17 protein-coding genes and 1 pseudogene are annotated in these 18,213 nt (G+C 71.9%); 8 read left to right on the forward strand and 10 right to left on the reverse strand.

Annotated features, from left to right (window positions below):
• Positions 1 to 74 precede the first annotated feature (74 nt).
• From ACFYXK_RS03375 to ACFYXK_RS03390, 4 genes are all read left to right on the forward strand, one after another.
• Positions 75 to 1,067, forward strand: a complete 993-nt coding sequence (locus tag ACFYXK_RS03375; protein WP_389409605.1) for a metal ABC transporter substrate-binding protein — start codon at positions 75 to 77, stop codon at positions 1,065 to 1,067.
• Positions 1,068 to 1,090: 23 nt separating this feature from the next.
• A complete protein-coding gene (locus ACFYXK_RS03380) occupies positions 1,091 to 1,882 on the forward strand; it encodes a metal ABC transporter ATP-binding protein (RefSeq protein WP_389409606.1) in 792 nt (263 codons plus the stop codon).
• Positions 1,882 to 2,748 carry a metal ABC transporter permease gene (locus tag ACFYXK_RS03385; RefSeq protein WP_389409607.1) on the forward strand — a complete coding sequence of 289 codons (867 nt, stop codon included), beginning with the start codon at positions 1,882 to 1,884 and terminating at the stop codon, positions 2,746 to 2,748. The genes ACFYXK_RS03380 and ACFYXK_RS03385 overlap by 1 nt, the downstream gene beginning before the upstream one ends.
• A gap of 102 nt (positions 2,749 to 2,850) precedes the next feature.
• Positions 2,851 to 3,285 (forward strand): Fur family transcriptional regulator, encoded by a 435-nt coding sequence (locus tag ACFYXK_RS03390; RefSeq protein ID WP_383515741.1) that lies wholly within the window; start codon positions 2,851 to 2,853, stop codon positions 3,283 to 3,285.
• Here ACFYXK_RS03390 and ACFYXK_RS03395 read toward each other — a convergent pair.
• The 5 genes from ACFYXK_RS03395 to ACFYXK_RS03415 form a co-directional block, all read right to left on the reverse strand.
• Entirely contained in the window at positions 3,282 to 3,851 is a 570-nt protein-coding gene (locus ACFYXK_RS03395; RefSeq protein ID WP_389409608.1) for a YcxB family protein, read from the reverse strand. The two genes, ACFYXK_RS03390 and ACFYXK_RS03395, sit on opposite strands and share 4 nt — an antisense overlap.
• Positions 3,852 to 3,929: 78 nt before the next feature.
• The gene (locus tag ACFYXK_RS03400; RefSeq protein ID WP_389409609.1) at positions 3,930 to 4,754 is read right to left on the reverse strand and encodes an isoprenyl transferase; all 825 of its coding nucleotides are present in this window, start codon (positions 4,752 to 4,754) and stop codon (positions 3,930 to 3,932) included.
• Positions 4,755 to 4,765: 11 nt separating this feature from the next.
• Positions 4,766 to 5,512, reverse strand: a complete 747-nt coding sequence (gene recO / locus ACFYXK_RS03405) for a DNA repair protein RecO (RefSeq protein WP_383515734.1) — start codon at positions 5,510 to 5,512, stop codon at positions 4,766 to 4,768.
• A gap of 85 nt (positions 5,513 to 5,597) precedes the next feature.
• Positions 5,598 to 7,172 carry a nucleobase:cation symporter-2 family protein gene (locus ACFYXK_RS03410; protein ID WP_389409610.1) on the reverse strand — a complete coding sequence of 525 codons (1,575 nt, stop codon included), beginning with the start codon at positions 7,170 to 7,172 and terminating at the stop codon, positions 5,598 to 5,600.
• A gap of 474 nt (positions 7,173 to 7,646) precedes the next feature.
• Complete coding sequence (locus ACFYXK_RS03415; protein ID WP_266667189.1) at positions 7,647 to 8,342, reverse strand: TerB family tellurite resistance protein; 696 nt, start codon at positions 8,340 to 8,342, stop codon at positions 7,647 to 7,649.
• Between the two features lie 203 nt (positions 8,343 to 8,545).
• Between ACFYXK_RS03415 and ACFYXK_RS03420 the strand changes: the two genes are divergently transcribed.
• Positions 8,546 to 9,304, forward strand: a complete 759-nt coding sequence (locus ACFYXK_RS03420; RefSeq protein ID WP_389409611.1) for an SDR family NAD(P)-dependent oxidoreductase — start codon at positions 8,546 to 8,548, stop codon at positions 9,302 to 9,304.
• Positions 9,305 to 9,365: 61 nt separating this feature from the next.
• Here ACFYXK_RS03420 and leuA read toward each other — a convergent pair whose 3' ends face one another.
• A complete protein-coding gene (gene leuA, locus ACFYXK_RS03425; RefSeq protein WP_389409612.1) occupies positions 9,366 to 11,129 on the reverse strand; it encodes a 2-isopropylmalate synthase in 1,764 nt (587 codons plus the stop codon).
• A 364-nt stretch (positions 11,130 to 11,493) separates the two neighbouring features.
• On the opposite strand from leuA, the gene ACFYXK_RS03430 reads away from it, so the two are divergent.
• The 3 genes from ACFYXK_RS03430 (at position 11,494) to ACFYXK_RS03440 (ending at position 13,679) form a co-directional block, all read left to right on the forward strand.
• Positions 11,494 to 12,558: a M4 family metallopeptidase gene (locus ACFYXK_RS03430; RefSeq protein ID WP_389409613.1), complete on the forward strand. Its 1,065-nt coding sequence runs from the start codon at positions 11,494 to 11,496 to the stop codon at positions 12,556 to 12,558.
• 27 nt (positions 12,559 to 12,585) lie between these two features.
• The gene (locus ACFYXK_RS03435; protein WP_362628510.1) at positions 12,586 to 12,855 is read left to right on the forward strand and encodes a protealysin inhibitor emfourin; all 270 of its coding nucleotides are present in this window, start codon (positions 12,586 to 12,588) and stop codon (positions 12,853 to 12,855) included.
• 152 nt (positions 12,856 to 13,007) lie between these two features.
• Complete coding sequence (locus tag ACFYXK_RS03440) at positions 13,008 to 13,679, forward strand: class I SAM-dependent methyltransferase (protein WP_389409614.1); 672 nt, start codon at positions 13,008 to 13,010, stop codon at positions 13,677 to 13,679.
• Positions 13,680 to 13,826: 147 nt separating this feature from the next.
• On the opposite strand, the gene era is transcribed toward ACFYXK_RS03440, so the two are convergent.
• The 4 genes and pseudogenes from era to ACFYXK_RS03460 form a co-directional block, all read right to left on the reverse strand.
• Positions 13,827 to 14,777, reverse strand: a complete 951-nt coding sequence (gene era, locus ACFYXK_RS03445) for a GTPase Era (RefSeq protein WP_037635384.1) — start codon at positions 14,775 to 14,777, stop codon at positions 13,827 to 13,829.
• Positions 14,778 to 15,278: 501 nt separating this feature from the next.
• Positions 15,279 to 15,662, reverse strand: a pseudogene (locus tag ACFYXK_RS03450) (WxL protein peptidoglycan domain-containing protein); the annotation flags it as partial.
• An 89-nt stretch (positions 15,663 to 15,751) separates the two neighbouring features.
• A complete protein-coding gene (locus ACFYXK_RS03455; protein ID WP_389409842.1) occupies positions 15,752 to 17,029 on the reverse strand; it encodes a beta-xylosidase in 1,278 nt (425 codons plus the stop codon).
• A 142-nt stretch (positions 17,030 to 17,171) separates the two neighbouring features.
• Positions 17,172 to 18,164 carry a GlxA family transcriptional regulator gene (locus ACFYXK_RS03460; RefSeq protein WP_389409615.1) on the reverse strand — a complete coding sequence of 331 codons (993 nt, stop codon included), beginning with the start codon at positions 18,162 to 18,164 and terminating at the stop codon, positions 17,172 to 17,174.
• Between the last annotated feature and the right edge of the window lie 49 nt (positions 18,165 to 18,213).

The following is an 18,213-nucleotide window of genomic DNA, read 5'->3' on the forward strand; positions in this document are numbered from 1 at the left end:
TTCCACGGCCCCTCCCCAGGGCTCCCCACCAGGGTTTTTGACAACCGTTTCCATTTTTGATGAAAATGGATGTCATGAACGTACGACGCCTCATACCCGCAGCCGCCCTCGCCGGAGCCGTCGCCCTCGGCGCCACGGCCCTCACCGCCTGCTCCGGAGCCTCGGCCGCCGGCGGCGCCGGGGACGGCAAGCTCCAGGTCATGGCGTCGTTCTACCCGATGCAGTTCCTGGCCGAACAGATCGGCAAGGACCACGTGAAGGCCGCCACCCTCACCAAGCCGGGCGTCGAACCGCACGACCTGGAGATCACCCCGAAGCAGACCGGGCAGCTCGGCGAGTCCGACGTGGTCCTCTACCTCAAGGGCCTCCAGCCCGCCGTCGACAAGGCCGTCGCCCAGTCCGGCGTGAAGCACGTGGTCGACGCCGCCACCCTCACGAAGCTCGAGGTCCACGGCTCGTCCGGCCACGACCACGCCCACGAGGGCGAGGAGGGCCACTCCGAAGGCGAGGCGGCCGAGGGCCACGCCCACGGCCACGGCGAGGCCGGCGAGGACCCCCACATCTGGCTCGACCCGGTGAAGTACGCCGAGGTCGCCAAGGGCGTCGGCGCGGCCCTGGAGAAGGCGGACCCGGAGCACGCGGCGGACTACCGCAAGAACACCGACGAGCTGGTGGGCAAGCTGACCGCGCTCGATGCGGAGTTCAAGGACGGCCTGAAGAACACCGCCTCCAAGACCTTCATCACCACGCACTCCGCCTTCGGTTACCTCGCCGAGCGCTACGGCCTCGACCAGGAGGGCATCTCCGGCGTCGACCCCGAGTCCGAGCCGAGCCCGGCCCGGATGAAGGAACTCCAGGCCGTCGCGAAGAAGGACAATGTCTCGACCGTGTTCTTCGAGACACTGGCCAGCGACAAGACGGCCAGGACGCTCGCCACCGACACGGGCCTGAAGACCGACGTCCTCGACCCGCTCGAGGGAATCACCGACAAGTCCCAGGGCGCTGACTACCTCGAGGTCATGCGGTCCAACCTGAAGAACCTGCAGAAGGCACTCGGTAGCAAGTAATGGCAGTAACGGAGGCGCGTGCCATGGAGTTCCAGCCCGCCGAGGCAGCGGACCAGCCCGTCATATCCCTGCGCGGGGCCACCGCCTCGCTCGGCTCGCGCCCCGTGCTGCGCGGGGTCGACCTCACCGTCCGGCGCGGCGAGGTCGTCGCCCTGCTCGGCGCCAACGGCTCCGGCAAGTCCACGGCCGTGCGCGCCGTCGTCGGCCAGGTCCCGCTGTCCGACGGCGAGCTGGCGTTGTTCGGCACCGACTTCAAGCGCTTCCGCGCCTGGTCGCGCATCGGGTACGTCCCGCAGCGCACCACCGCCGCCAGCGGCGTCCCGGCCACCGTCCGCGAGGTCGTCTCCTCCGGGCGGCTCGCCCGCTCCCGCTTCGGCATCCTCCGCAAGGCCGACAAGGCCGCCGTGGATCGGGCCCTGGCCCTCGTCGACATGGGCCCGTACGCCGACGCCTCCGTCAACGCCCTCTCCGGCGGCCAGCACCAGCGCGTGCTCATCGCACGGGCGCTCGCCGTGGAACCCGAACTGCTGATCATGGACGAGCCGATGGCCGGCGTGGACCTCGCCAACCAGGAGGTCCTCGCGAACGCCCTGCGCGAGCAGGTCGCCGCCGGCACGACCGTTCTGCTCGTCCTGCACGAGCTGGGCCCGCTGGAGCCGCTGATCGACCGCGCCGTCGTCCTGCGCGACGGCTGCGTCGTCCACGACGGCGCACCCCCGGAGGCCGTGGGCCAGCACGCCCTGCCCGGCCACGACCACGTACACCCCCACGCGGCGCACGACACCGAGCCGCTCCGGACGGGACTGCTGAGCTGATGGACCTCCTCACCTACGCCTTCATGCAGCGGGCCCTGCTCGCGGCCGTCCTGGTCGGCGTCACCGCCCCCGCGATCGGCACGTACCTCGTGCAGCGCCGCCAGGCCGTCATGGGCGACGGCATCGGGCACGTGGCCATGACCGGTGTCGCGCTCGGCTTCCTGCTCAACGCGAGCCCGGTGTGGATGGCGACCCTGGTCGCGGTCATCGGCGCGGTCGGCATGGAGCTGATCCGATCCCGCGGCAAGACCAGCGGCGACATCGCGCTCGCCATGCTCTTCTACGGCGGCCTGGCCGGCGGCGTGATGATCATCAACCTGGCGCCGGGCGGTTCGACCGCCAATCTGACCAGCTACCTCTTCGGCTCGATCACCACGGTCTCCGCCGAGGACGTCACCGCGGTCGTGATCCTCGCGGCGTTCGTGATCGCCGTCACCCTCGGCCTGCGCCGCCAGCTGTTCGCCGTCTGCCAGGACGAGGAGTTCGCCCGGGTCACCGGCCTGCCGGTGCGCTTCCTGAACCTGCTGATCGCGGTCACCGCCGCCGTCACCGTGACCGTGGCCATGCGGATCGTCGGCCTGCTGCTGGTCAGCGCCATGATGGTGATCCCGGTCGCGGCGGCGCAGCGCGTCACCCGCGGGTTCACCGCCACCCTGTCCGTGGCGATGGTCATCGGCGTGCTGGTCTCGCTCTCCGGCACCGTCGCGACGTACTACATCGACGCCCCTTCCGGCGGCACCATCGTCCTGCTCGCCATCGGCGTCTTCATGGTGATGACCGCACTGTCCACCCCGCTGGCCCGGCGACGGGCGAATGCGGCCCGCGCCGCCGAAGAGGTCTGCACGCGCGATGATGTGAAGGTCTAGGGGGCGTCCGGCGGGCCCGGACCCGGCCATGATCCGCCGGCCACCCCCTGAGGGAGTCGGCCGCCTGGCACAATGGGCCGAGGCCGATACGAGGAGGAACCGGTGGCGACTGCGCCTGGCGAGATGAATACCGCGCCAGTACGAGGACGATCCACCCGGCAGCGGGCAGCCGTGGCGGCGGCGCTGGACGAGGTGGACGAGTTCCGCAGCGCCCAGGAGCTGCACGACATGCTCAAGCACCGCGGTGATTCCGTGGGCCTGACGACCGTGTACCGCACCCTCCAGTCGCTCGCCGACGCCGGCGAGGTCGACGTGCTGCGCACCAGCGACGGCGAGTCGGTCTACCGGCGCTGCTCGACCGGGGACCACCACCACCACCTGGTCTGCCGCAAGTGCGGCAAGGCCGTCGAGGTCGAGGGCCCGGCGGTGGAGAAGTGGGCGGAGTCGATCGCGGCGGAACACGGATACGTGAACGTCGCCCACACGGTGGAGATCTTCGGCACCTGCGCCGACTGCGCGGCCGCGGCCGCCTCCTAGAGCCGCCTCAGGTTCGCGTCCAGGATCGCCCGCAGCCGGTCGATGTCCGCCGGGCTCCCGGCCCCGCGCTTCGGCAGCACGGTCATGGCCACGGCCCGCTTGTCCTCGCTGAGCATGACGAACAGCTCGTCCGTCTCCGCGTACGTGGGCTGCGCCGACCAGCCGATGCGGGTGTCGCAGGCGGTCGCCGTCAACCGGACCCCGGTGCCGTCGATGACGGCCCGGGTCTCTCCCGTCTTCTCCAGCAGTCCGCGCAGGGCCCGGGCCTGCAGACGCGGGCCGAGGGGGCCGATGACCCACAGGAGCACGCCGCCGACGAGGAAGGCCACGGCCCGGCCGACATCGGGTTCGTTGCCCGCGAGCAGCGCGGCGCCGCCGATCAGGGACAGCGTCCCGGTGAAGCTGAACAGCCATTTCTTGCGGCGCGCCGCCCCCGTGCGGGCGGCCCGCGCCCGCAGCGCGCCGGCGAAGTCGGCCACGGTGTTCTGGTAGACGAGCTCGACCGCCGGGCCGTCCGCCCCGGCTGCGCCGCCCTGCCGCCCGTCCGGGTGTTCAACAATGTCCATGACATCGGACCCTATCGCCCGCCGGGGCGCCGAGCCGGTCGCAGGCACCGGCTCGGCCCGCCGGGTGAGGCCGTCGGGTCAGGCCTTGGGGCCCGGCTCCGCCTGGTTCGGGACGGCGCCCCCGAAGCGGCGGTCGCGCTGGGCGTACTCCAGGCAGGCCGCCCACAGGTCGCGGCGGTCGAAGTCCGGCCACAGCACGTCCTGGAAGACCATCTCGGCGTACGCGCTCTGCCAGAGCAGGTAGTTGGAGGTGCGCTGCTCGCCGCTCGGGCGCAGGAACAGGTCCACGTCCGGCATGTCCGGGTAGTAGATGTACTTGGCGAAGGTCTTCTCGTTGACCTTCGACGGGTCGAGCTTGCCGGCCGCCACGTCGCGCGCGATCGCCTGCGCCGCGTCCGCGATCTCCGCGCGGCCGCCGTAGTTCACGCAGAAGTACAGGGTCATCGCGTCGTTGTCGACGGTCTGCTCCTGGGCGACCTGGAGCTCCTGGACGACCGACTTCCACATCTTCGGCATGCGGCCGACCCAGCGGATCCGGATGCCCAGCTCGTTCATCTCGTCGCGGCGGCGCCGGATGACGTCGCGGTTGAAGTTCATCAGGAAGCGGACCTCGTCGGGCGAGCGCTTCCAGTTCTCCGTCGAGAAGGCGTACAGGGAGAGGTTCTTGACGCCCATCTCCAGGCAGCCCTTGAGCACGTCGAGTACGACGCCCTCGCCGACCTTGTGGCCCTCGGTGCGCGGCAGGCCGCGCTCCTTGGCCCAGCGGCCGTTGCCGTCCATGACCACGGCGACGTGGTTCGGGACGAGCTCGCCGGGGATCTTCGGCGGGCGCTCACCGGACGGGTGCGGCTCGGGCACCTTGTACTCCCGGCGAGAGCGCCCCAGAATCCCGCGTCGTGCCATGTGTCCAGCTCCTATTTCTCGACGTATCGCAGGGAGCGTAGCCCGCGCTCCAGATGCCAGTGCAAATAGGCGGAGACCAGCCCGCTGCCCTCCCGCACGTACCGCGCCTCGCAGGCGTCCGCGTGCCCCCAGTCGCCCGTCAGCAGCGCACTGAGCAGGGCGATGGCCTCAGACGAGGGTACGACGCTGCCGGCCACCCGGCAGTCCCCGCACACGACCCCGCCCGCGGCGACGGAGAAGTGCCGGTTGGGGCCGTGGATCCCGCACTTCGCACAGTCCGTGAAGCTGGGCGCGTAGCCGTTGACGGCGAGGGAGCGCAGCAGGAACGCATCGAGGATGAGGTTCGGCTCGTGCTCCCCGCGCGAGAGCGTGCGCAGGGCGCCGATCAGCAGCAGGTACTGCTGGACGGCGGGCTCGCCCTCGTTCTCGGTGAACCGCTCGGCGGTCTCCAGCATCGCGGTGCCGGCGGTGTAGCGGCCGTAGTCGGTGACGATGCCGTTGCCGTACGGGGCGATGATCTCGGTCTGGGTGCACAGCGGGAGGCTGCGGCCGATCAGCTCGCTGCCCCGGGCGAAGAACTGCACGTCGGCGTGGGAGAAAGGTTCCAGCCCGGCGCCGAACTTGGACTTCGTCCGGCGCACGCCGCGGGCGACGGCCCGCACCCGGCCGTGGCCCCGGGTGAGGAGCGTGATGATGCGGTCCGCCTCACCCAGCTTCTGGGTGCGCAGCACGATGCCGTCGTCGCGGAACAGACTCATGCGCCCATTGTCGCCTGTGCGGGCACGGCGACGGCCCTCCGCCCGGACACGGGTCCGGACGCAGGGCCGTCATCCCTTGGGAGGGTCAGGAGGCGGGCGGGGCCTGCTCGTCCGCGTCCGCCTTCGGTGCACCGGCGGCGACTGCGGTCACGGCGGCGCCGACCGTGGCCTCGGCCACCGTTTCGGCCTCACCCGCCGTCTTCGCCCCAGAGGCCTCGGGGGCCTCGGACGCCGCGTCCGCCGCGACGTCGGCAGGGCCCACCGCCTGGGCGGGCACCGTGGCCGCCACGGCGCTGTGCGCATCGTCCTTGCCCAGACCGTTGAAGATCAGGTTGAGCACGATCGCGGCCGTGGCACCGAGCGTCACACCGCTGTTGAGGAGCGAGGAGAGGTCCGCGTCCATGTGGTCCTTGAAGAGCACCGGGACGGTGGCCGGCAGCAGCGCGAAGGCCAGGGAGACACCCACGACCAGCGCGTTCTTCTCCTCCTTGAGGTCGACCTTGGCCAGGGTCTGGATGCCCGCCAGGGCCACCATCGCGAACATCACCGTCGCCGCGCCGCCGAGCACTCCGTGCGGGACCGCGGCGACGATCGCGGCCGCCTTCGGGATCAGCCCGAGCACGATCATGAAGACGCCCGCCGCGACCACGACGAACCGGCTCTTGACCTTGGTCATGCGGACCAGGCCGACGTTCTCGGCGAAGGCCACGTACGGGAAGGAGTTGAGGACACCGCCCAGGGCGGTGGCGGCGCCGTCGGCGCGCAGCGCGCGGGCCACGGTCTCGCTGTCGATCTCCTTGCCGACGATGTCGCCGACGGCGTAGGTGTCACCGGTGGTCTCGACCATGGTGATCAGCATGACGATGAGCATCAGCAGGATCGGGAACCAGGCGAACTTCGGTGCTCCGTAGTGGAACGGGGTGGTGATGCCGATCCAGTCCGAGTTGCCCACGTCGCCGAACTTGGCGTCGCCCAGCAGGAAGGCGACGGCGGTGCCGCCGACCAGGCCGAGCAGGATGGAGATGCTGGAGAGGAAGGGCTTGCCGAGCTTCATCAGGACGAGGATGAAGAGCATCGTGCCGCCGGCGTACGCGAAGTTCTTCGGGTCGCCGAAGTCGGGGCTGCCCACGCCGCCCGCGGCGTCGTTCAGTCCGACGGGGATCAGCACGATGCCGAGGACGGTGATCACCGTGCCGGTGACGACCGGCGGGAAGAGCCTCATGACCGTACGGAAGGCCTTGGGGGGCAGCCAGGCGAAGGCGAAGGTGGCGATGCCGGCCGTGATGACCGCGCCGTAGATGACGAGCAGGCCCGCCGTCCCGCCGCCCGCTCCGAGCCCGATGGCGATCATCGGGGAGACCGCGGTGAAGGTGACGCCCTGGATCAGGGGCAGGCGCGCACCGATCCGGCCGATGCCCCACGCCTGGATGATCGAGGCGATACCGCAGGTGAACAGGTCGGCGTTGATCAGGTAGACCAGCTGCTCGGTGGTCAGGCCGAGGGCACCGCCCACGATGATCGGGACGATCACCGCGCCGGCGTAGAACGCGAGTACGTGCTGGAAGCCGTACAGCGCGAGCTTGGGGAGGGGGAGCACCTCGTCGACCGGGTGCGTGCTGGGCTCTCCGCTGTCGGTGAGCCGGGCGGCGACACGTGCCATCTCTGCCTTGCCCTTCAAGAGGTAGGTAAACGAGAGGAATCTGGTGATCCCTGGGCGAAGTGGGTCGCTATCCCGTTGGTCCGCCAGGGTTGTCAGTGCGTTCACGTGAATCGAAGCCCCGCTGTGTTACTGGCGGCGTCTCGTCGTGTGACCGGAATTGAACGCCTGTGGGCGTGCTCACAGATATCGTGGACTTCCACAAAGTGTTGACGTCTGGAGATGTCAGATCTGTAGGTATCTCCAGTGGCGGATGTCTCCGCGAGGGCGTAAAGCCGGCGGCCGCGAATCCCGTACGCGCAGGTCACAGGGTCGTGCGGGTGTCCAATGGGTGGACGGCCGGGGCCGGAACGCAAGAATCCCCCCTTCACGCAGCGTGTGAAGGGGGGTGGATTCAGTCGCACGAGGCCGGATCGTTACCTCGACGAAGGCCTACCGAGGCCTTTCCGAGGCCGTATCGAGGCCGTTTCGGTCAGGTCACGGCGCCCGCACCGCCGACAGCAGCCGGGTCACCTCGTCGGAGGCCATCCGCAGTGCGGCGCCCACCGTGGCGAGCACCTCTCGCTCGGCGGGGGTGTACGGGCCGTCCGCGAGGGCGATCCGGGCGCCCTGCAGCAGGATCGATTCGCGGCCGGGTGCGGCCAGGTGCGGAGCCAGCGGTTCCAGTGCCTCGTGGAGCTCTATCGCCAGCGCGGCGCCGCAGCACTCGGGGCCGTCGTACAGCCCGAGCCGGCCCTCGTCGGTGGCGAGCGCCTCCACCAGGGACTCCAGCTGCTCCTCCGTACAGTCCTGGAAGCCCGCGGCCCGTACGGCCGACACGGCGGCCTCCAGCGCGCCGCGCGAGGCGGTCCCGCCCGCCGCGAGGACGGCCAGCGTCACGGTGTGCACGGCGTCGCGCAGCAGCGCCGAGAAGCGGGTGGTGGTCAGGTGGTCGAGGACCTCCGTCTCGAAGCGCTCCCGGCAGCCCTGGCACTCGATGACGGGCCCGGCCGCCCCGCGCGGCAGCAGCGGGACCCCGAGGACGGTGAACCGGCGGCGCCCGGTGCGCCTGCGGTAGTTGCGGTCGCCACCGCAGTCGGGGCAGAAGAACTCCCCGTCGCCCACGGTGCTCCAGGTGGTACGGATGCCCCAGACCGTCAGCTTCCGGCCGTCCCCACCCCGAACTGGCAGCACGTCGCACCTCCGTCACTCCCCCGTGGCCCTGCGGGCACGGGCGGGAACCCCAGGCAGCTTCGCCGGGTTGGCGTGATGTTAGCCACATCGGTGAGGATGCGTCAGTCGTGTGACAAGACAACATGTCCCGCGGCCCGCAGTTGGCCGGTCTGCATCCCTGCCGCCGCACCCGCGGACGTCGCGTTTTCCCTACGCTCGCCCGCGTGAAGAACAAATCCTGTCTGGTCACGGGCGCGGCGAGCGGGATCGGCCGGGCCACCGCCCGGCTGCTGGCCCGCTCCGGCGCCCTCGTGACCGCGGCTGACATCAATGGCCCCGGCGTTGGGGAACTGCGTACGGAACTGGCCGCCGAGGGGTACGACATCACGGCCGTGGCCGGTGACGTCGCCGATCCGGAGGCCAACCGCGCGATGGTCGGGGCCGCGCTCGGGGCGTACGGACGGCTCGACGTCGCCGTTGCGAACGCCGGAGTGCTCCCTCTTTCGGATGTACGGGAGACCGGCCCGGACGACTGGGACCGGGTCATGGCGATCGACGGCCGGGGGATGTTCCTGACCTGCAAGTACGCCATCGAGGCGATGCTGGCGCAGCCGGACCCCGGCGGGGCGCTGGTCTGCGTGTCCTCGGTGTCGGGGGTGGCCGGGCAGGCCCGGCAGGCGGCGTACGGGCCGGCGAAGTTCGTGGCGTCGGGGCTGACCAAGCACCTGGCGGTGGAATGGGCGGCGCACGGGATCCGCGTCAACGCGGTGGCCCCCGGCACCATCCGTACGGAGCGGGTGCTGGCGCTGAAGGACGAGCCGGGCGGCCCCGAGTACCTGGCGGAGGTCTCCGCGGCCCATCCGATGGGCCGCCTCGGCGAGCCGGAGGAGGTGGCCCGCGTCATCGCCTTCCTGGCCTCCGACGCGGCCTCGTTCGTGACGGGCGCGATCCTGCCGGTGGACGGCGGCTACCTGGCCCGCTGAATCCGGGAACGGCGCTGCCCCGCCCCTCCGCAGGGAGGGACGGGGCAGCCCGTACGAACGATCAGCGGCCCGCGCGGTTGACGGCGGAGATGACCGCCTTCAGGGAGGCGCGGGTGGTGTTGGCGTCGATGCCGATGCCCCACAGGACGCGGCCGTCGATGGCGCACTCGATGTACGAGGCGGCGACGGCGGAGGCGCCCTCGCTCATCGTGTGCTCGGTGTAGTCCAGCAGGCGGGCGTCGACGCCGATGCCGGCCAGCGCGTCGAAGAAGGCCGAGATCGGACCGTTGCCGGTGCCGTTCAGGACCGCCTCCACGCCGTCCACGACCGCCTCGACGGTCAGGGTGTCCGTACCGTCCTTGTCGGTGGCCGTCGAGCCCGAGCGCAGCTGGATGCGGCCCCACGGGTTCTCGGGGTTGGGCAGGTACTCGTCGCTGAAGACGTCCCAGATCGCCTTCGGCGTGACCTCGCCGCCCTCGGCGTCGGTCTTGGCCTGGATGATCCGCGAGAACTCGATCTGCATGCGGCGCGGCAGGTCCAGCTTGTGGTCGTTCTTCAGGACGTACGCGATGCCGCCCTTGCCGGACTGCGAGTTGACGCGGATGACCGCCTCGTAGGAGCGGCCGACGTCCTTCGGGTCGATCGGCAGGTACGGGACCGCCCACTCGATGTCGTCGACGGTCTTGCCGGCGGCGGCCGCATCGGCCTCCATCGCGTCGAAGCCCTTCTTGATGGCGTCCTGGTGGGAGCCGGAGAAGGCGGTGTAGACCAGGTCGCCCGCGTAGGGGTGGCGCGGGTGGACCTCCATCTGGTTGCAGTACTCGCTGGTACGACGGATCTCGTCGATCTGCGAGAAGTCGATCTGCGGGTCGATGCCCTGGGAGAACAGGTTCATGCCCAGCGTGATCAGGTCGACGTTGCCGGTGCGCTCGCCCTGCCCGAACAGGCAGCCCTCGATGCGGTCGGCGCCGGCCATCAGGGCCAGCTCGGCGGCGGCGACGGCGGTGCCGCGGTCGTTGTGCGGGTGCACGGAGATGCAGATGTGCTCGCGGCGGGTCAGGTTGCGGGCCATCCACTCGAAGCGGTCCGCGTGCGTGGACGGCGTCGAACGCTCGACGGTGGCGGGCAGGTTCAGGATGATCTCGCGGCCCTCGGACGGCTGCCACACGTCGCAGACGGCCTCGCAGACCTCCAGGGCGAAGTCCAGCTCGGTGTCCGTGAAGATCTCCGGGCTGTACTGGTAGCCGAAGGTGGTCTCCGGGCCCAGCAGCTTGTCGGCGTACTCCATGACCAGGCGGGTGCCGTCGACGGCGATCTGCTTGATCTGCTCCTTGGAGCCGCGGAAGACCACGCGGCGGAAGGTGGGAGCGGTCGCGTTGTACAGGTGCACGGTGGCGCGCCTGGCGCCGATCAGCGACTCGACGGTCCGCTCGATCAGGTCCTCGCGGGCCTGGGTCAGGACGGAGATGGTGACGTCGTCCGGGATCGCGCCCTCTTCGATGATGGAGCGCACGAAGGCGAAGTCGGTCTCGCCGGAGGACGGGAAGCCGACCTCGATCTCCTTGTAGCCCATGCGCACCAGCAGGTCGAACATCTCGCGCTTGCGGGCGGGGGTCATCGGGTCGATCAGCGACTGGTTGCCGTCGCGCAGGTCGGTGGAGAGCCAGCGGGGGGCCTTGGTGACGCGGGCGTCCGGCCAGGTGCGGTCCTGGATGTCGACCTGCTCGTACCGGCCGTACTTGTGGATCGGCATCCCGGAGGTCTTCTGGGTGTGGGTCGCGTTCGTGATGGGCGTGGGGCGACCGACAAAAGGCTGCTGGCTCATGGCGTTGGGCTCCTCGCGTGTCCGCGTGTAGTTCGCTGAACGGCCGACGGCGGTCGTAAGAACCGCAACACCAAACTCCGCGGGGAGGGGGTCGGCCTACGACTACAGGCCCTCGCCGCGGCAGCTAAGGAGAAGCAGCCCGAAACGCATGATGGGCCGAGCCTAACCGAGCCGCCCCGTAACGCGAGGACCTGTTTCAGTATGCAAGACCTGGGTGTCCGATTTGTACCGAATGTGAGGTACGTCTCGTTGCTCCACTACAGGTCCGGTCGAACCGTCAACGCGGCGCGACGGCTTTCAGACAACTGAATGAATCATGGTTGCAGGTAGTGACACAGAGATGACCCGCTGCCACATTGCCGGGATGGATGCCTCCCACGCTCACCGCCACCCCGTCTTCTGCACGGTGGTCCCGCCCCACCTGCTCGACAAGATCGCCCAGTCCGAGGACACCCGGCGCGCCGACGCCGCCCAGCGCACCCTCGAGCAGGACTCCCTGCTGCGCACCCGGCGCCGGATCACCACCGTCCGCGGGATCGCCCCTGCGTCGGCGGCGCCCGTCCCCGACGAGCCCCGCCGGACGATCTACGACGTCCAGCACCGCACCCGGCTGCCCGGGAAGAAGGTGCGCGGCGAGGGCGAGGCGGCGTCCAAGGACGCCACCGTCAACCGCGCGTACGCGGGGCTCGGCGCCACCTACGAGCTGTTCCTGAAGGGTTTCGGCCGGCACTCGATCGACGATTCCGGGCTGGCGCTGGACGCGAGCGTCCACTACGGCGAGGACTACAACAACGCCTTCTGGGACGGGCGGCAGATGGTCTTCGGCGACGGTGACGGGGACCTCTTCCTCGACTTCACCGTGTCGGTGGACGTCATCGGCCACGAACTCACGCACGGGGTCACCCAGTACACGGCGAACCTGGAGTACCACGGGCAGTCGGGCGCGCTGAACGAGTCGATGTCCGACGTCTTCGGCTCGCTGATCAAGCAGTACTCGCTCGACCAGACGGCCGAGGACGCGGACTGGCTGATCGGCGCCGGACTGCTGGGCCCGAACGTGGGCGGGGTCGCGCTGCGCTCGATGAAGGCACCGGGCACGGCGTACGACGACGACGAGCTCGGCAAGGACCCGCAGCCGGCGACGATGGACGGCTACGTGGACACCGCACGGGACAACGGCGGGGTGCACATCAACTCCGGGATCCCGAACCACGCGTTCTACCTCGTGGCCACCGAACTCGGCGGCAAGGCGTGGGAGCGGGCCGGGCGGATCTGGTACGACACGCTGACGGGCGGCGAGCTGGCCTCGGACGCCGACTTCAAGGACTTCGCCCGGCTGTCGGTGGCCGCCGCGGTGGCCCGGTACGGGGACGGCGGCGCGGAGCACCAGGCGCTGCAGAAGGCGTGGTCGACGGTCGGGCTCGGGTAGCCGGCCCTCCGGGGCGGAAAGGCGGGCATGCGGATTCTGGTGGTGCGGACGGGCGGCTTCGCGGGCATCGAGCGCCGGGCCGAGGTGGACACCTCGGGCCGGCCCGACGAGGACGAGTGGCGGGCCCTGGCCCGGCTGGCGCTGCGGCCCGTCCCCGCCGCGCCCGGGTCGGACCGGATCCGGGACGGGTTCTCGTACCGGATCACCGTCGACGGACGGACGGTCTCCTGCCAGGAGCCGAACCTGTCGGAGGCGCAGCGGACGCTGATCTCCCGGCTGCTGAAGGAAGGCGCCTGAGCCGGGCGCCTTCACCCTCCGGCGGGTGGCCGAACCGGCCTCGGCGGTCACGGACCCCCGCCCGGTTTGCCGGATCGGCAACAAGGTTTGCCCGGCGGGCGCGGGCGGGCGCAGCATCGGTCGCATCGGCACCCGTACCGGAAGAGGAAGCCATGACCGAGCACGCGCACGCACACACGCACTCCCCCCACTCCCCCGCAGCCGGGGCCTCGGCGGGCGAGGAGTTCTGGGACGGCCGCTACGGCGAGGGCGACCGCATCTGGAGCGGCGAGGCCAACGCCATGCTGGTGCACGAGGTGTCCGGCCTCGCCCCCGGGCGGGCCCTGGACCTCGGCTGCGGGGAGGGCGCCGACGCCGTCTGGCTGGCCCGCCGCGGGTGGACCGTCACCGGGACCGACATCTCCGGGGTCGCCCTCGGCCGGGCCGCCGAGCATGCGGCGGACGCCGGGGTCGCGGACCGCGCCACCTGGGCGCGGCACGACCTGACCGAGTCCTTCCCGGAAGGGGAGTTCGACCTCGTCTCGGCCTGCTTCCTGCACAACTACGGGGACTTCCCCCGCGACCGCGTCCTGCGCAGCGCCGCCGCGGCGGTGGCCCCCGGCGGCACCCTGCTGGTGGTCGGGCACGCGGGCTGGGCGCCCTGGCAGGAGGACCGGCAGGAGGCGCACTTCCCGACGCCGCAGGAGGTCGTCGCGCAGCTGGAGCCGGTCACGGCGGGCTGGGAGGTCCTGCGGGCCGAGGAGACCGAACGGATCCAGAACCAGCCCGACGGCACGCCCGGGACCCGCACGGACAACGTGGTGCGGATGCGCCGCCCCGCGTAGCAGTACGGCCCGGCCCCTTGCCGGGGTGCCGGGCCGGATCGCCGGACGGAGCCTCCCCTTGCCGCCGCCGGACGGAGTCCGGCGCAGCGGCCCGAAGCCCGGGAGGCGCCCCCGGCGCCGAGCGGTGCGAGGGGCGCGTCAAGAGGATCAGAAGCCGAGCTTGCGCAGCTGCTTGGGGTCGCGCTGCCAGTCCTTCGCGACCTTCACGTGCAGGTCGAGGAAGACCGGGGTGCCGAGCAGCGCCTCGATGTGCTTGCGCGACTTCATCCCGACCTCCTTCAGCCGGGAGCCCTTCGGGCCGATGATGATGCCCTTCTGGCTCGGCCGCTCGATGTAGACGTTCGCGTGGATGTCCAGCAGCGGGCGGTCCGCCGGGCGGTTCTCCCGCGGGATCATCTCCTCGACGACCACGGCGATGGAGTGCGGGAGCTCGTCCCGTACGCCCTCCAGCGCGGCCTCGCGGATCAGCTCCGCGACCATCACCATCTCGGGCTCGTCGGTGAGGTCGCCCTCCGGGTACAGCGGCGGGCTCTCGGGCAGCAGCGGCGCGATCAGGTCGGCCAGCAGCTGGACCTGGGTGTCGCCGACCGCCGAGACGGGGACGATCTCGGCCCACTCGATGCCGAGCTCCGCGCCGAGCTGGTGGATCGCGAGCAGCTGCTCGGCCAGGGCCTTGGAGTCGACGAGGTCGGTCTTCGTCACGATGGCGATCTTGGGGGTCTTCTTGATCCCCGCGAGCTCCTTCGCGATGAACTTGTCGCCGGGGCCGAGCTTCTGGTCGGCCGGCAGGCAGAAGCCGATGACGTCGACCTCGGCCCAAGTGGTCCGCACGACGTCGTTGAGGCGCTCGCCGAGGAGCGTGCGCGGCTTGTGCAGACCGGGCGTGTCGACCAGTACGAGCTGGGCGTCGGGGCGGTGCACGATGCCGCGGACGGTGTGGCGGGTGGTCTGCGGCCGGTTGGAGGTGATCGCGACCTTGGTGCCCACGAGTGCGTTGGTCAGGGTCGACTTCCCCGCGTTGGGACGGCCGACGAAGCAGGCGAAGCCCGCACGGTGCGGGCTGGTGGACTCGGGGGAACGATCGCTCATACGGGCCATTCTCCCCGATGCGGGTCCCAGCGCCGACCAGGCTGCCGCGACGAGGGCCAGGGCGCCCGCGAGCGCGGCCGTCAGCGGGGGCCGGGCGGAGTAGGGCGCGGCGGCCCGGGCGGCGGCTCCCGCGGCCTCGGCGCGCACCGTGACCTCGGCCCATTCGACGGCGGGCGGGTGCTCCCACCTGGTGCTCAGCCGGACTTCCTGGCCGGGCAGCAGCTCGGCGGGCAGGCCGGTGAGCTCGCGGCCGAGGAGCCGCCGGCCGAGGGCCCCGGAGGCGGAGAGGGAGGCTCGGGGGCGCAGGGTGACGTTGCCGAGGTTGCGGAGCGTGTACGAGACCTCCGACCCGGAGGCGCGCAGGTCCTCGACGGCCAGCGCGGGGGCGGTGGGGCCGGCCACCCGCAGGTACAGCCGGGCGGCGACGGCCCGTTGGACGCCGATCCCGTTTTCCTGGGCGGGGGCGGCGGCACTCTCCTCCTTCTCCTCGAGGGCGACGATGGCGCCGGGGTGGTCGCCCGGTTCCGCCCGGTCGGGGACGGTGAGGGTGAAGCCGACGCTCACCGCCGCGCGGGCCGGGACGGTGACCCGCTCCTGCGCGAGCTTCGCCCAGGCGGCGGTGGCGCGGCGCGGCTCGTCGGGGCCGCGGAGCGCGAAGCCGCCGTCGCGGGCGGTGTTGTAGGCGTCGGCGGCGTAGAGCCGGAAGGTGCGGGGGCGGTCGGTGCGGTTGGTGACGGTGACGGCGTCGGTGACGGCCTGGCCGGGGGCGGCGGCGAGGTAGAAGGCGGGCCGCCGGGTCACCGCGTTGGCTGCGGGGAGGACGGACCACTGCCCGTTGTCGGCGGCGGCCGCCGCTTCGGCGGGCAGGAGGAGGAGGAGGAGGGCCCCGAGCATTCCGGCGCCCCGGGCCACGGCCCTGCCCGGGGCCCGGGCGGGATGGCGCCGGGTGCGTGCGGGCCGTGTCCGCGGGGCAGGGGCGGACCTCACGAGAGGGTGAGGGTCAGCACTGCCGTGTACGCGCCCGGTGGGGTGTACGGGGGGACCGTGAGGGTGACCGTCGCGTCGATCGTGAACGTCCCGCCCACCAGCTCCGCATCCGGCGAAGACGCCAGCACCGCGCCCTGCGGCCCGACCACCCCCGCGCTGCCCGCCACGCACCGGCTCGGGCTGCCCTCCGCGGCCGTGCACGACGGGGTCCAGCTCAGCGAGGCCCCCGGGATCCGTACCCCGCCGGGGCCGGTGAAGTCCGTGACCTTGCCGATCAGTGACCACCCCGCCGGTCCGCCCCGCGCGTCCTTGACCGTGACCGTGCCGATCCGGCCGGGGGCCGCGCCGCCCTCCCCGTACGGGACCGCTCCCAGCGCGATCGACTCGCCCGCCTGGGTCATGGACAGGGCGCCCGGCTCCACCACCGCCGTCATCTTGCGCGCACCCGGAGGCGCGGCCGCGATCACCGTGTACGCCGCCGGCCCCGAGCCCTCCTGCGCCGACCACGCCGTGCCCTCGTACGCCACCACCGCCGTCGTCGCCCCGTCCGTGACCGGCAGCTCCGCCAGGAGCTCTCCCCGCCCGTCCGCCGTGGCCGCCACCCGGTCCGCGGTCTCGGCGGCGCCCGCCCGGCCGGCCACCGTCACGGCCGCGCCCGGGGCGAAGCCGACGCCCGTGACCCTGACCTTGGCGCCCGGCTTCCCGTACGCCGTGCCCAGCGCGACCGACCGCAGGTTGGCCCGGGGCAGCGGGGTCGCGGTGAGCCGTTCGGACACCGGCGCCCCGGTGACGGCGCAGGCGGTGTCCAGGTCCAGCAGGTGGCCGGTGTGCAGGGTGTAGCCGCCCGGGGCCAGGGTGATCCCGCCGGGCGCGGTCACGGTGAACGTGCCGGTCATGGTGACGGCCGGCAGCCCCGCACCCGCCTGGACGGGATCGTTCCGTTTCGCCCCCACGACGGTGACCTCACCGCTCTGCGCACCCCCCAGCAGGACCCGCCCGGTCGGGGTCAGCACATCGGCCGGGAGTTCGGCGCCGAGCGGGTTGACGGCCGGCGTCCGGACCACCTGGTACGTCACGGTGACCGTGTCGCCGACCTTCGGCGCCGGGTCGTCGACGGTGATCCGGGCCGTGGTCGACCCGTCGGCGGGCGGGAGTCCGGCCTCCTGCGGCGGCAGGCAGTGCGTCGGGAACTCCACCTGCCCCGCAGGCGCTTCCCCCTCGGCGGCGGCAGGCGCGCTCAGCGCGCCCCCGGCCGTGGCCGCGAGCACGGCCATGCCGACGGCCACCGACCATCTCCTGCTGCCCGCCCGTGTTCGCACGGCCCGCCCCCTGGGTTCCCTCGCGCCGACAGGGGGCCATTCACGAGCGGGCGGCGGGAGAAGTCAATGCACGGACCCGGCATCAACTGATGGCCCATCAGGAGATGACAGGCTCCCCCTGTCCACCGGTCGCACGGAACGTACGCCGGTACGCCGTCGGGCTCACCCCCAGTGCCGCCTGCACGTGCTTGCGCAGCGACTGCGCCGTCCCGAACCCCGCCTCCCGGGCCACCTGCTCCATCGGCAGGTCCGTCCGCTCCAGCAGCCGCCGGGCCCGTTCCACCCGCTGGCCGACGATCCACTCGCCGGGGCTGACCCCGGACTCCTCCCGGAACCGGCGCGTGAACGTCCGTACCGACATGGCCTCCTGCCGGGCCAGGTCGACCAGCCGTACCGGCTCGTGCAGCCGGTCCAGCACCCACGCGCGGGCCGCCGCGGTGCTGGCCAGCTGCGGCTGCGGCACCGGGCGGTCGACGAACTGGGCCTGCCCGCCGTCCCGGTGGGGCGGTACGACGGTCCGCCGGGCCACGTCGTTGGCGACGGCCGCGCCGTGGTCGCGGCGCACGATGTGCAGGCACAGGTCGATGCCGGCGGCGACCCCGGCCGAGGTCAGCACGTCCCCGTCGTCGGTGTAGAGCACGCCGGCGTCCACCCGTACCGCCGGGAAGAGCCGCTGGAAGTGCTCGGCGTGGGCCCAGTGCGTGGTGGCGGGGCGGCCGTCCAGGAATCCGGCTGCGGCCAGCACGTACCCGCCCGTGCAGATGGAGACGAGCCGCGTCCCGGGCCGGATGTGCGCGAGCGCCGCGGCGAGCCCGTCGCTCAGCCTGCCCTCCTCGTACACCGGGCCCAGCTCGTACGAGGCGGGCACCACCACGGTGTCGGCCGTGGCCAGCAGCTCGGGGCCGTGCTCGACCTGGACCGCGAAGTCGGCGTCGGTGCGCACCGGCCCGGGGACGAGGGCGCAGGTGAGGATCTCGTACAGCGGCTCTCCGGCGGGATCCTTGGCACGGCCGAAGATCCGGTGCGGGATGCCGAGCTCGAAGGGCAGCAGCCCGGTGAGCGCGAGGACGACGACACGGTGAGGGGCCATGGCCCAATCGTATCGAAGGGTGTCGGTCAGGCCACTGTCGTACGGGGCC

The sequence above is a fragment of the Streptomyces sp. NPDC002209 genome, assembly GCF_042890265.1.
Classification (GTDB): Bacteria; Actinomycetota; Actinomycetes; order Streptomycetales; family Streptomycetaceae; genus Streptomyces.